Genomic DNA, 13,364 nt, shown 5'->3' with positions numbered 1-13,364 from the left:
AGGGAAGATCACATGGCTTCCAAAGCCCCCAAGCAGAACATCGACGAGTCAAAACTGACCGTGACGAAGCCCAAAACGACGGCCGTCGGCATTCCGGCTGTAGCGAACGCGTTGAAAATTTCCCTCGAGCAGATGGGCCCGCTGCGCAGCATCCAGACGCTCCTGGCTGTCAACCAGGTTGACGGCTTTGACTGCATGGGCTGCGCCTGGCCTGAACACGAAAAGCGCAATGCTGCGGAATTCTGCGAGAACGGCGCCAAGGCAGTGGCCGAAGAAGGCACGCGCCGCCGCGTCACGCCCGAATTCTTCGCACAACACTCCATTTCAGACCTGAAGACGCGCGACGACTACTGGCTGGGCCAGCAGGGCCGGCTGACGCATCCGATGCTCCTCGAGGAAGGTGCAACCCACTACGAGCCCATCGAATGGGACGACGCTTATGAACTGATCGCCCAGGAGATCAGGGACATGGAGCACCCCGACCAGTCGGTCTTCTACACCTCCGGGCGGACATCGAACGAGGCAGCCTTCGCCTACCAGCTACTCGTTCGCGGCATCGGGACGAACAATCTGCCCGACTGCTCCAACATGTGCCACGAATCCTCCGGCTCGGCCCTGGTGGAAACCATCGGCATCGGAAAAGGCTCCGTCAGCCTCACGGACTTGGAGACGGCGTCGCTGATCTTCGTGGCGGGCCAAAATCCCGGCACCAACCATCCGCGCATGCTCAGCGCGCTGGAGAAGGCGAAGAAAAACGGCGCCGTCATCATCTCCGTGAATCCACTTCCGGAGGCAGGGCTCCTGCGGTTCGAGAACCCGCAGAACATTTCCGGCATGGTGGTGGGCACACAACTGACCGACGACTTCCTCCAAATCCGCGCCGGCGGCGATCAGGCCCTCTTCCAGGGGCTTGGCAAATATCTTCTCGAAGCCGAAGCGCAGGGGCGCAAGACCCCCGGCCTCCCCACCGTGCTGGACCACGAGTTCATCAAGGACCACACCGTTGGCATCGACGAATATCTGCGGTACCTCGAAAAGGCGGAATGGGACGACATCGTCGAAGCCACCGGACTGACACTGGAACAGATCAAATCCACTGGCGAGCGCCTGCTGGCTTCGAGCGCCACCATCGTCTGCTGGGCCATGGGACTCACCCAGCACAAGCACTCAGTTCCCACCCTCCGCGACGTGGTCAACGTCCTGCTTCTGCAAGGCAATATCGGCAAACCCGGAGCCGGCGTCTGCCCCGTCCGCGGCCACTCCAACGTCCAGGGCGACCGGACCATGGGCATTTTCGAGAAGATGCCGGAGAGCTTCCACGACCGGCTTGACCACGAGTTCCAATTCCTCTCCCCCAGGGCGCATGGCTTCGACACCGTGGCCGCCATCCGCGCCATGCGGGACGGCAAGATCCGCGTCTTCATTGGCATGGGCGGCAACTTCGTGCGGGCGGCCCCGGATTCCGAGGTCACGGAACAGGCGCTGGCCAATACCCGCCTGACGGTGCAGATCTCCACGAAACTGAACCATTCCCACGTATCGACGGGTCGACGTGCACTGATTCTTCCGACGCTGGGACGCACCGAGAAGGACACCCAGCGCACCGGCGACCAGAGGGTGACCGTGGAGGACTCCATGAGTGCGGTCCACGCCTCCCGCGGACGCCTGAAGCCCGCCAGTGAGCACCTGCACTCTGAAGTGGCCATTGTCTGCAACATCGCCCACAAAATCTTCACCGGCAGCGACGACCTCCCGCTGCCCAATACCCCCAAAGCCGACTGGCTGGCCATGAGGGACGACTACTCCATCATCCGGAAACACATCGAGGCGGTCCTCAGCGGCTTCGAGAACTTCGAGGAACGGATCCAGAACCCTGGTGGGTTCGTCCTGCCCCACCCGCCCCGGGACGCCAGGAAGTTCGATACTGCTTCGGGCAAGGCCCACTTCACAGGCAACGAACTGGAATTCATCAGGGTCCCCGCGGGACGGCTCGTCCTTCAGACCCTGCGCTCCCATGACCAGTACAACACCACCATCTACGGCAAGGACGACCGCTACCGCGGCATCCACGGCGGGCGGCGCGTCGTCATGATCAACGCCGACGACATTACTGAGCTGGGGTTCACGGACGGGGATATGGTCCATCTCATCTCCGAATTCCAGGGGACCGAACGACGGGCCGAAAACTTCCGCATCGTTTCATACTCGACGCCCAAGGGTTGCGCGGCGGCCTACTACCCGGAAACCAACGTCCTCGTGCCACTTGACTCCGTCGCCGACACCAGCGGCACGCCGACCTCCAAGTCCGTTATCGTGCGGCTTGAGCGGGCCGAAGCGTGAGCTCCGTCCTGACGACGGAAGCAATCGTCACGAAGGGTGTGGACGGGCCAAGGGTGGAACGGGCTGTCCGCGAATACCTCCTGGCCATCGGGGAGGACCCCGAAAGGCCTGGGCTGGTGGACACGCCGGCCCGCGTTGCCCGCGCCGCCGCGGAAATGTTCGGCGGGCTCCATGAGGATCCCCTGGTAGTCCTGGACAAGACCTTCGACCTCGGCCACGGTGAAATGGTCATCGTTAAGGACATCCCGTTCTATTCCACCTGCGAACATCACCTGGTGCCGTTCCATGGCGTGGCGCACGTGGGCTACATCCCGTCCGCTGAGGGACTCGTAACCGGCCTCAGCAAGCTTGCCAGGCTGGTGGACGTCTTTGCGCGCAGGCCGCAGGTCCAGGAGAGGCTCACCACCCAGGTGGTGGAGGCGCTGGTCGAATCGCTGCGGCCACTGGGTGCGATTGTCGTGATCGAGTGCGAGCACCTGTGCATGTCAATGCGGGGCGTCCGCAAGCCCGGGGCAAAGACCATCACGTCCGCAGTCCGTGGTGAACTGCGCCTGCCGGCCGCCCGGGCCGAAGCGCTGAGTCTCATCCACGGTCGATAAGAAATCTTGCCCGGCATCCCATCGACAGCTTCGTCCTGGCGAAGGATGCACCGTCCCGTTCCTGTAAATGGTGCTTCGGTGGCCTGAAACCTGGGGAGGTACCCTCGCCGAAGCACCGCTTTCGGGCAACGGGGCAGCACCGGCAATTGCCGGATAGTGCAAGGGCGTTTTATTGCATCACTACCTACAGGAAAGGGGCACCCTTGCTGGCCCAAGATACCGCCACCATCGGCAGCAGTTCGGAGTTGCGCTCTGCATGGCCACCTTCCGGACATCCCTCCCCCACCTGGCTCGAAGCCCGGCAACTGGCTTTCGATTGCGCGGTTCCACTCGCGCCCGTGGAGGTTCCCCTCGCATTGGCAGCAGGCCACGCGCTTACCCGCAACGTCTCCGCCCTGCAAGAACTCCCCCATTACGACTCTTCTGCCATGGATGGCTGGGCAATCAACGGCGACGGTCCATGGATCCTTGCCGGCCACGAACCCTTTTTGCGCCCCGGGAGTGCCAGCGTCATAGCCACCGGCGGACTGGTACCTGTTGGCTCCCAGTCGATACTCCGCAAGGAAAGTGGCCAGATCCACCAAGATGCCGACGGCAGCCTTCTCCTGCGGCTCACTGACAACGCAAAGGAAGGTGAGCCGGGCCTCGGCCAACACATTCGTCTCGCGGGCGAGGAAGCTGCTGCAGGTGAGGTGCTGATCCCCGCCGGCACAACACTGAACCCGGGCCACATTGCCCTCGCCGCCGTGGCTGGCCACGACAACCTGCATGTGCAGGCCAAGCCCATGGTCGGCATCGTATTGACCGGTTCCGAAGTGGTCACGTCAGGCGTTCCGGAACCAGGACATGTCCGGGACACTTTTGGTCCGCAGCTGGGGACGGTCATTTCCCTTCTGGGGGGCACGCCTGCCGGCTCCCTGCGGATCGGGGATTCCTACCCCGAGTGGCTCGCGGCAATTGGCGGGTCTGACGCGTTCCCCGGGCGGATGCCGGACCTGACCATAACCACCGGCGGAACCGGCTGTTCCGGGACAGATCATTTTCGCGCCGCCATAGCTGCCCTCGGCGGACGGCTGTTGGTGGATGGCATCGCCATGCGGCCGGGCCACCCGGCAGTCCTGGCGAGGCTCCCGGACGGCCGCTTCGTCGTCGGGCTGCCCGGTAACCCCCTGGCAGCAATGATGGCTCTCATCACTATGGGTGCACCGCTGCTGGAGGCACTCGGCGGCAGGCCCCTGAGCGCCATTGGACAGGTGACTTCCGCGGCTGACGTTGATCCGTGCCCCGGCCGTACGCGACTGATTCCCTGCACGTTCATCGAGGGGCTTGCCTTCCCCACCTCGCATACGGGGCCCGGCATGATGCGTGGACTGGCTTGGGCCGACGGCGTCATGGCCGTTCCCCCTGCTGGAGTCCAGTCCGGCGAGCCGGTTTCCGTGCTCCCACTCCCCTGGACGCAGGCCAACGAAACAATCCTTTCCACCACCAACCGAGCACGGAGCAGCGCATGGCCCGCATGACACAGCGCCGCAAGATCCACCGCTTCCAGCTGGATGGTTCCGGCGCCGAATACCCGGTGCGGTTCAAGGAAGACGTACTCGCCGCCGAGGAGCCCCTGGAAATCCGCATCGGCGGCCGCTCCTTCGCTGTCACCATGAGGACCCCGGGGGACGATTTTGACCTGGTGGCCGGGTTCCTGGTCTCGGAAGGCATCATCAGTTCCCCCTCCGAGCTGGTATCGCTGCGCTTTTGCACCGGCGATGCCGGGGGAGAACAGACATATAACGTAGTCGAGGCCCAGCTAAGGCCGGATGTACCCATGCCTGACACCATGCGGCACGTCTACACCTCAACCTCCTGCGGCATCTGTGGGACAGACTCGATCGACTCCGTCCGCAAGACCCTTCCCTTCGATCCTGCCCAGGACACGCTGCAGATTCCCGCGGATGTCCTCGCCGAACTGCCGGAGCGGCTTCGCGAGGCCCAGGCGGTCTTCGACAAGACGGGCGGCGTCCACGCGGCTGGCCTGTTCAAAGTAGATGGCGCCCGCCCTGAGTTGCTTTGTCTCCGGGAGGATGTCGGACGCCATAACGCTGTGGACAAAGTGGTGGGATGGGCGCTGCGCCAAAACCTGCTGCCTCTGAGTGGCACCGTCCTCCAGGTGTCCGGGCGCGCGTCTTTCGAACTTGTCCAGAAGGCCGCCATGGCCGGCATTCCCGTTCTGTCTGCCGTGAGCGCCCCCTCGAGCCTGGCCGCCGACCTCGCCGTCGAGACCGGACTGACGCTGGTTGGATTCAGCCGGGGACACAGCCTGAACGTCTACGCCGGTCGCGAAAGGCTTGGCCGTCCGCAGAAGGTGGCCCGCGAGGAAACCTATGCCAGGCTTTGACGTTGTCCTCGCCGAGCTCAGCGCTGACAGCAGGTTAAGCTACTCGGCCCACCCCACGGCACATCAGATCTTGGCCGACGTCGTGGCGGAATTGGTCGCGGAGCATGCCGGGAAGGCGGACAAGCCGGTTCGCGTCTGGGCCGCCCACCGCGTCGGGATGCTGGAGGTGGGCGATCCTGCGCAGGCGAACAACTTCCTTCTGATCGTCCCTCACAAGTAATAGAGAAATAGCGCACTCGAAGTCAGTTGGTGCCGACGGTGTCCTGCGTTGCCGCGCCTGACGCCGATTGACGGCCTTGCGGCAGTGTCGGTCTAGGATGAATCAAGATGAGCCGGAAGGTTGGCTGGAACCTCCCCCCGGGCTCGCACACCCGGCATAGATGACGACACGAGGCATGATGGCCGCACGCAATGACCCGGACAAGGACGCAGATGCGCAGGCTGGAGGCGTCCAATCGGTGGACCGCGCCCTCCAGATCCTGGACATCCTGGCCCGCGAAGGCGACGCCGGCGTCAGTGAAATCGCCGAAGAGATGGGCATACACAAGTCCACCGTGTCGAGGCTTGTGGGATCCTTGGTCGGGCGCGAGCTGGTGCGGCAGAACAGCGAACGTGGAAAGTACCAGCTGGGATTTGGCATCCTGCGCCTGGCATCGTCCATCCCGGGCAGGTTGAGCGTAGTTCACGAAGCCAGGGAGGTCCTCGAGAGCCTCGCAGCGGCATATAAGGAAACAGTCAACCTGGCCGTGCTGCGATCGAATTTTGCGGTCAACGTGGACCAGGCAATGGGACCCTCAACGCTGGCCACGTATGACTGGGTGGGCAGCCTGACACCGCTGCACGCCACGTCCAGTGGAAAAGTGCTGCTCGCTGCCCTGACTGCCGACGAAAGGGACACGATCTTCAAGAGGATCGGCCTCCCAGCCCGCACGCCTCGTACCATCACCAACCGCTCGGAGCTGGAGAAGCAGCTGCTGGACGTCGCCCGCAATGGCTATGCCGTCGTTCACGAGGAGTTCGAGATCGGGCTGACGGCGGTTGCAGTGCCGATCTACAACCACCTGGGAAACGTCATCGCTGCGGTGAGTATTTCCGGCCCCGCCTTCCGGTTTACGCCGGAAGAACAGCCCGGGCTTGTTGACGGCCTCAAGGATGCAGGCCTGACCATCAGCACAAAAATGGGCTACAGGCGCCGGTAGGCCCGGCCCGACGGGCCGCCTAGCAATCCTGGTGGGGGTCGAGGATCCCTGCGCTTTCCACAAGGCTTGGCACACAGAGCCAACCGCATTCAACGACCGTGTGGTCCGCAGCCATCGGGAACACTGTGGATGATGACGTGGTCCTCCACAGCTCTCCTTTCAACCGCTTGATGCGCAACGACACTCGTGATACGCAACAGTTTGACGCATCCCCCCGTTGAGTGTCACATTCCCGGCAAATCAGTCCCAACCCTTGACATCTCTTATTATCGAGCGCAATCTGTTGCTTACTGCGAACACAGTTGAGCCATGCGGAACGATCCCGCCTTAACCCACTTAGCGCGAAATCAATCCCCTCAACATAAAAAGGTGCCCCATGCACCGGAGCCCCGGATGCACCCCCGGCAAACTGCCGGTGGGCACCACGAAGTGCAAATTGTCGACGGCAACAACATGATCATCGAATCGGACGAGGCCCCCAACCTTCCGGCCTGATTCCCGAGGGCCATGTTTTGCCGTAGGCCCCTGCCTCACCGATCAAAGGACCGTTCATGGCTCTAAATAGTGATCTAAAATCCCACACACCCGAGGAGGTGCCTGCCGTGAACGATTTGGCAGCATTTCCCCGCAACGTAGACGCCAATCCTGCTGTCCTCGATCCGGAGGACGGCGCCGCAGAACCACTGCCGGACGTTGAAGAGTACGAACAGATCCTCGAAGAGCTTCGTACTGCCAAGACCGAGCAGGCCGTCTCCCTGCGCCGGAACCACTCACTCACCCTCGACAAAGTCACCTTCGGGATCACCGGCGCCATCGCCATCGCCTTCGTGATCTGGGGCTTCGTGGGCCGGGACAGCCTCGCCTCGTCCTCCACGGTTGCCCTGAATTGGGTCATGGAATACACCGGCTGGCTCTTTATGGTCCTGGCGTCCCTGTTCGTCGTGTTCGTCCTGTGGCTGGCCCTGGGCAAGTTCGGCAATATCCCGCTGGGCAAAGACGGCGAGAAACCCGAATTCCGTACCGTCTCCTGGGTCGCGATGATGTTCGCCGCCGGCATGGGCATCGGACTGATGTTCTACGGCGTAGCCGAACCGCTCTACCACTACATCTCTCCCCCGCCCGGAACCGTGGACGGCCGCACCCCCGCAGCGATCCAGACGGCCATGGCCACCTCGATCTTCCACTGGACACTGCACCCCTGGGCCATGTACGCAGTGGTCGGCATCGCCATGGCATACGGCACCTACCGCCTCGGCCGCCGGCAACTGGTCTCCGCAGCCTTCACCTCACTTTTCGGCATGAGGATGGTGGAAGGCCCGCTCGGGAAGTTCATCAACATCCTGGCCATTTTCGCCACCCTCTTTGGCACCGCCGCTTCCCTGGGCCTCGGCGCCCTGCAGATCGGCAGCGGCATGACCTCCAACGGCTGGTTCGGCGAAGTCGGCACTCCCGTGCTTGTGGGGATCGTCGCCGTCCTGACCTTCTGCTTCGTCGCTTCGGCCGTCTCCGGCATCAGCCGCGGCATCCAGTGGCTCTCCAACATCAACATGGTCCTGGCCGTCGTCCTCGCACTCATCGTCTTCATCGCCGGTCCGACCCTGTTCATCCTCAACCTGATCCCGTCCGCCGTCGGCGACTACGCCCGCGACCTGGCCGAGATGTCGTCCCGGACCGAAGCAGTCGGCGATGAAGCCCTCCGAAGCTGGATGACCAGCTGGACCATCTTCTACTGGGCCTGGTGGATCTCCTGGACGCCCTTCGTCGGCATGTTCATTGCCCGCATCAGCCGCGGCCGCACCATCCGCCAGTTCGTCACCGGCGTGCTGCTGGTCCCCAGCGTCGTCAGCGTCATCTGGTTCGGCATCTTCGGCGGAGCCGCCTTCCATGTCCAGCAGGAAGCCGATAAGGCAGGCACGCCCGGGCTGGTAACAACGGCCGACGGCGTATCCTCCGTCAACTTCGACGGCGCACTCTTCGACCTCGTCAAAAACCTTGGCATGCCGGGCTGGCTCACCGCCGGCGTCATCGTGCTGGCCATGGTCCTGGTCGCGATCTTCTTCGTCACCGGCGCCGATGCCGCCTCCATCGTGATGGGATCACTCAGCTCCAACGGCGCCGAGCACCCCCGCCGCGGAGTCGTCATCTTCTGGGGCAGCCTCACCGGCGCCGTGGCAGCAGTCATGCTGCTGGCCGGCGGCGACGAACCCTCCGAAGCCCTGGCCGGCCTGCAACGCATCACCATCGTCGCAGCCCTGCCGTTCATCGTCGTCATGCTCCTGCTCTGCTTTGCCCTCGCCAAGGACCTGCGCCGCGATCCTCTCTCCCTCCGACGGCGCCTGGCCACATCCGTCGTCGAACGGGCCATCAGAACCGGCGTGGAACAACACGGCGGCATTCAATTCGACCTCGTGACAAAGCACGACTGCGCCGATTCCTGCCCGGACCCGGACTCCCACCAAGGCGGCACCCACACAGGCAGCATCCCCACCATCCAGGCCCGACAGACAGACCGGGACAACACCTAAACCCACCCCCAGAAACAACCCGCCCCGGTAGCACGCGGCCAACCAACCCGTGCCACCGGGGCACACCCACACCCCCGCTAACGCCAACAGCAACCACCACACGGCACCAGCGTGACCGGACCGACGAGCTCACGAATATCGACCCTCAGAATCGCCAGGACGACCGCGAGCAGAACATAAGCCAGAGCTGTGTTGATTGCAGTAGGTGAAGCCGTGCAGCCGACGGACGCCGGGCGTGGTTACAGCCCGCAAACGGCCCTTTCGTGGGCCGCTTAGGGCACGCTCTGGCTCCATCCAGTGCCGCGGCCCGCCTAGTACGGCGTAGAACGCCTGCCGCGCTCGTGTCGCCACCTTTTAGACCTGCTCGCCCGCCGTCAACGAATAGCGGCCAGGCGATTTTAGAGATCGTCTTCGGGTCGGGCGGCGAGGATCCGATTGGCGCTGACCTGCAGGATACCGAGCGACTCCTGGATCAGGGGCGATGCGATGCTGCCCCTGCGCACCGCAGCGACGATGCGGCGCGATGGCTTCCCTTTGCCACTGATGCGCAGTCGAACCACGTTTTCGGCGCTATGCAAGGGTGCCAGTCGCGGCAGCAGGCCCACACCCAGCCCCGCACCCACGAAGGCGATTTGGGTTTCCCATTCAACGGCCTCATGGGCAATGCGCGGTGTCACCCCGACTGCCGTGAAGGCTGCCGTGAAGAGGGAGTGGTAGGTGGAACCGGCGGCTTCGGTGATCCATGGTTCCGACGCGAGCTCTTCGAGCGTCACAGTTTCCCGCGATGCCAACGGATGGTCAGCGGGAATGATCACGTCCAGGGGATCGTCGAGCAGAACGGTCTGTTCGAAGCGAGGATCGTCCTCAACATAGGTGTCGGACTGCATGGCAACAATGACCGCGAGGTCGATTCGCTCGGCAACCAACAAATCGAAGCAGCGGGCCGGGTTGGCCTCGAGTACCTGCACCTCAAGCAGTGGGCGTGTCGAGCGCAGGGTGGCGGCCAGCGGCGCGAGCAACTGTGCGGCCGCCGTGGAGAAACCGCCCAGGCCAAAACGGGACTGCACCTGGTCGCCGGCCTCCATGGCTGCTGCGCGCAGGCGCTCCCATTCGGCAATGAGGGTGTCCGAGCCGGCCACGAGAAAGCGGCCCGTGGCGGTCAGCCGCACGCCCCGGCCGTCCTTCGTCAGCAGCTGCATTCCAAGCACACGCTGGAGCTCCCGCAATTGCGCGGAGACGGCGGAGGGAGAATACCCCGTGAGCTCCGCGGTTGCGCCAATGGTGCCGCACCGGGCAAGCACCCGAAGTGTGATGAGCCTCGCATCGATCATGCACCTATTGTGCACGGATATCTTCCAAATCTTGCGCTTTTGTTGCGGATCAATGATCTCTAATCTCATGATTACAAGGTTTTCGACAACGCCGCTCGCACCCCCACGCAGCCGTGGTCCCACGAATCACACACTTACCCACGCCTCCCGGGAGGAAACACATGTCTGCTCCAGTCTTGCCCCTCAACTCACGCGGAAAACTCGCTTCATCCTTGCCTGCAGAGCAGCTGGCGGAAATCAGCGAGTTGTTCGAGTTCCGGCGCACGGGATATTCCCTCGATGCCCCCTTCTACACCGACCCGACGATCTTCAGCATCGACATGAAGGCCATCTTTGGCCAGCACTGGATCTTTGCCGGCAGCATCGCCGAACTGCCGGAGCCGGGTGACTACATCACCGTCGACTACGGGCCCTACTCCCTGATCGTCCTGCGCAACGACGACGGCGGCGTTAACGTCCTGCACAACGTGTGCCGCCACCGCGGCGCCCGCGTCCTCACAGAAGCCGCGGGGTCAACAGGAAACCTGGTCTGCGGCTACCACTCCTGGACATACTCTCCAGAAGGTAATCTGATCCACGCCTCGGCACCGGGGGAGACGAAGTTCGACAAGGGCTGCTTCGGCCTCAAGCGTGCCCACAGCCGCGAGGTGGCCGGACTCATCTTCGTCTGCATTGCGGACGAACCGCCAACCGACTTCGACGAAACCTCAAAGATCTTCGAGCCATACCTCGCGCCCCACGATCTGTCGAAGACGAAAATCGCCTACCAGCAGAACATCATCGAGGAGGGCAACTGGAAGCTCGTCATGGAGAACAACCGTGAGTGCTACCACTGCGACGGACACCCGGAGCTCGCCTGTTCCCTCTTTCCCACCTGGGGACTGACGGAGGGCCTGATCCCGGCCCATCTCGAAGAAGTGTGGGACCGCAACAAGGAAGCCCAGTCCTCGCTCGAGGAGCGTTGCCGCCGCTACGGCCTTCCCTACGAGGTGGTCGAGGAGCTCGACACACGCATCGCAGGAATCCGCATCTCACGTGAATCGCTCGACGGAGAGGGCGAATCGTTCTCGCCCGACGGGCGCAGGCTCTCCAAGAAGCTGCTCGGCGACTTGCCGGACTTCCGCCTTGGCCGCTGCTCGATGCACCTGCAGCCCAACAGCTGGTTCCACTTCCAGAGCGACCACGTCATCACGTTCGGCGTCTTCCCCGTCAACGAACACCAGACCCTGGTACGCACCACCTGGCTGGTGGCCGACGACGCCGAGGAAGGCGTCGACTACGACCTTGAGAAGCTCACCTACACCTGGAAGCAGACAAACCTGCAGGACAAGGCGTTCGTGGAGTTGTGCCAGCAGGGTGCCGGAAGCCCGGCCTACGAGCCCGGCCCGTACATGAAGAGCGAGTACCAGGTGGAGGCGTTCATCAACTGGTACGTGCAGCGTGTGCAGGAGCACTTGGCATGATTGAACTCCTCACCGAGACGGCCATCCGGGAGCCACAGCGCATTCGCGGTCTTGAGATGCCGTGGAACAGGGTCATGGGCAGCACCGAGGCACCCGCCCGTGCTGCCCGTGCACTGGGCCCCTGGCATCCACAGGAGTTCATGGCCGAATGTGTGGAGACCGTTCCCGAGGCGGGCGGCTTAATGACCTTCGTGTTCCGCCGCTGCGACGGTGCGCCCCTGGCGTTCCGTGCGGGCCAGTATGTGAACATCGCTTTTCCGGTGAATGGCGAGGGCCAGGATCCGGTGGACCGCAGCTATTCGCTGTCCAGTTCCCCGACTGAGCCTTGGACCTTCAACATCAGTGTCAAACGCGACCCCACAGGACTGGTTTCACCGTGGGTGCACGAGAATGTCAAACCCGGCACTGTGCTCGAGATGCTCGGGCCGGTCGGCGCGTTCCACTTGCCGGATGCCGACCGGCGGGCGCGGTATCTCTTGCTGGCCGCCGGCGCAGGCATCACCCCCATCATGTCCATGGTGCGGACCATCCACTCCCTGCCCGGACATGCCGATGTTGTGGTGCTCTACCACGGAGCGGAGGCCGGAGGCTTTGCCTTCCACAAGGAGCTGGCCTACATCGCCTCCGTGGACTCGCGCATCAAGGTCTTCTACTCCCTCGGCGACCGCAACAGACCCGAGGGGTGGGAAGGGCTCAGCGGAAGACTGACGGCAGCCATGCTGGACGAGGTGGCCCCCGATGCCAACGGCCGCCAGGTCTATGCCTGCGGCCCCGAGGGTTACCTGAACACCGCCACCGAGCTCCTGGGGAAGGTTGGCGTCGACGACACCTCCATCTACATGGAATTCTTCTCGGGAGATCGCCAGACGCTCCTTGAATACCAGGCGGAGCTCGCGTTTGCCGTGGACATTGCTGAGGAAATCGCCGAGGAAATCGCTGACTCCGCCGAGGACTACTACGAAAGCCAGCCCACCGCGTTCGGGCTCTACGAGCCAGGCTACGACGCCGAGGGAACCCTGAAGGCCACGGGGCTGCCGCTGGAAACCGTCGACCCGGACGCGCCCCCTACCGAGGCCCCCGACGGCGGTTCCGGCATGGCGCCGGAGGCCGACTCCCCTGATGCCTCGAGCTTCGACACCGTGGGAACGGGAAGCCTCACGCTGTCCTTCATGCGCACCGGCATCAATGTGCGCATCGACCCCACCGAGCACATCCTCGGGGCGGCCCAGCGTGCGGGCGTCAGGATCGGCGCTAACTGCAAGGAGGGCATGTGTGGCTCCTGCAAGGTCGTCAAGCTTTCCGGGGACGTCGAGATGAACCACCAGGGCGGGATCCGGGCACGGGAAATCGATGCAGGCAAGTTCCTGCCCTGCTGCTCCACAGCGCGCACCGATTTGGTGATCGACGCCTAGCCGCTTCCAGCTTGCTTCACCAAGACTGACAACAACTACCTCACAGACAGCCTGATGCGACCAGCATCACCGTGAGGGTTCGATCGCCAACCCATAGGAGCCATTC

General features: G+C 63.4%; 10 protein-coding genes and 1 pseudogene. 10 read left to right on the top strand and 1 reads right to left on the bottom strand.

From position 1 onward, the window contains the following. Positions 1-12: 12 nt before the first annotated feature. The 8 genes and pseudogenes from NIBR502772_RS03085 to NIBR502772_RS03055 all read left to right on the top strand — a co-directional run bounded on the left by NIBR502772_RS03085 (position 13) and on the right by NIBR502772_RS03055 (position 9,052). Positions 13-2,340: an FdhF/YdeP family oxidoreductase gene (locus tag NIBR502772_RS03085; protein WP_141139027.1), complete on the top strand. Its 2,328-nt coding sequence runs from the start codon at positions 13-15 to the stop codon at positions 2,338-2,340. After that, on the top strand, positions 2,337-2,939 hold the full coding sequence (gene folE, locus NIBR502772_RS03080; protein ID WP_246848674.1) for a GTP cyclohydrolase I FolE: 603 nt from the start codon (positions 2,337-2,339) through the stop codon (positions 2,937-2,939). The genes NIBR502772_RS03085 and folE overlap by 4 nt, the downstream gene beginning before the upstream one ends. A 203-nt stretch (positions 2,940-3,142) precedes the next feature. Beyond that, positions 3,143-4,459, top strand: coding sequence for a molybdopterin molybdotransferase MoeA (locus NIBR502772_RS03075; protein WP_371706758.1), 1,317 nt, complete (start codon positions 3,143-3,145; stop codon positions 4,457-4,459). Then, positions 4,447-5,328 (top strand): formate dehydrogenase accessory sulfurtransferase FdhD, encoded by an 882-nt coding sequence (gene fdhD / locus NIBR502772_RS03070; RefSeq protein WP_141139026.1) that lies wholly within the window; start codon positions 4,447-4,449, stop codon positions 5,326-5,328. Before NIBR502772_RS03075 ends, fdhD begins: the two co-directional genes overlap by 13 nt. Positions 5,329-5,350: 22 nt before the next feature. Further along, positions 5,351-5,509: pseudogene (locus tag NIBR502772_RS03065) on the top strand (molybdenum cofactor biosynthesis protein MoaE); the annotation flags it as partial. Between the two features lie 217 nt (positions 5,510-5,726). Continuing rightward, positions 5,727-6,527: an IclR family transcriptional regulator gene (locus NIBR502772_RS03060; protein WP_141141904.1), complete on the top strand. Its 801-nt coding sequence runs from the start codon at positions 5,727-5,729 to the stop codon at positions 6,525-6,527. 369 nt (positions 6,528-6,896) lie between these two features. Next, positions 6,897-7,022 carry a hypothetical protein gene (locus tag NIBR502772_RS22915; protein WP_256370769.1) on the top strand — a complete coding sequence of 42 codons (126 nt, stop codon included), beginning with the start codon at positions 6,897-6,899 and terminating at the stop codon, positions 7,020-7,022. 56 nt (positions 7,023-7,078) lie between these two features. After that, positions 7,079-9,052, top strand: coding sequence for a BCCT family transporter (locus tag NIBR502772_RS03055; protein WP_141139025.1), 1,974 nt, complete (start codon positions 7,079-7,081; stop codon positions 9,050-9,052). A gap of 398 nt (positions 9,053-9,450) precedes the next feature. Here NIBR502772_RS03055 and NIBR502772_RS03050 read toward each other — a convergent pair whose 3' ends face one another. Continuing rightward, on the bottom strand, positions 9,451-10,383 hold the full coding sequence (locus NIBR502772_RS03050) for a LysR family transcriptional regulator (RefSeq protein WP_141139024.1): 933 nt from the start codon (positions 10,381-10,383) through the stop codon (positions 9,451-9,453). Positions 10,384-10,544: 161 nt separating this feature from the next. Between NIBR502772_RS03050 and NIBR502772_RS03045 the strand changes: the two genes are divergently transcribed. Together NIBR502772_RS03045 and NIBR502772_RS03040 are read left to right on the top strand one after the other, a co-directional pair. Continuing rightward, positions 10,545-11,846, top strand: a complete 1,302-nt coding sequence (locus NIBR502772_RS03045) for an SRPBCC family protein (RefSeq protein WP_141139023.1) — start codon at positions 10,545-10,547, stop codon at positions 11,844-11,846. Next, complete coding sequence (locus NIBR502772_RS03040) at positions 11,843-13,258, top strand: ferredoxin reductase (protein ID WP_141139022.1); 1,416 nt, start codon at positions 11,843-11,845, stop codon at positions 13,256-13,258. The genes NIBR502772_RS03045 and NIBR502772_RS03040 overlap by 4 nt, the downstream gene beginning before the upstream one ends. Positions 13,259-13,364: the final 106 nt, after the last annotated feature.

The organism is Pseudarthrobacter sp. NIBRBAC000502772 (assembly GCF_006517235.1).
Taxonomy (GTDB): Bacteria; Actinomycetota; Actinomycetes; order Actinomycetales; family Micrococcaceae; genus Arthrobacter.
The sequence above is the reverse complement of the archived record's forward strand: the minus strand, read 5'-3'. Positions and strand labels throughout refer to the sequence as shown.

Bases quoted from the DNA above. Each gene is read 5' to 3' on its own strand.
- NIBR502772_RS03085 (WP_141139027.1), top strand. From the start codon at position 13: ATGGCTTCCAAAGCCCCCAAGCAGAACATCGACGAGTCAAAACTGACC.
- fdhD (WP_141139026.1), top strand. From the start codon at position 4,447: ATGGCCCGCATGACACAGCGCCGCAAGATCCACCGCTTCCAGCTGGAT.
- NIBR502772_RS03060 (WP_141141904.1), top strand. From the start codon at position 5,727: ATGGCCGCACGCAATGACCCGGACAAGGACGCAGATGCGCAGGCTGGA.
- NIBR502772_RS03055 (WP_141139025.1), top strand. From the start codon at position 7,079: ATGGCTCTAAATAGTGATCTAAAATCCCACACACCCGAGGAGGTGCCT.
- NIBR502772_RS03050 (WP_141139024.1), bottom strand. From the start codon at position 10,383: ATGATCGATGCGAGGCTCATCACACTTCGGGTGCTTGCCCGGTGCGGC.
- NIBR502772_RS03045 (WP_141139023.1), top strand. From the start codon at position 10,545: ATGTCTGCTCCAGTCTTGCCCCTCAACTCACGCGGAAAACTCGCTTCA.
- NIBR502772_RS03040 (WP_141139022.1), top strand. From the start codon at position 11,843: ATGATTGAACTCCTCACCGAGACGGCCATCCGGGAGCCACAGCGCATT.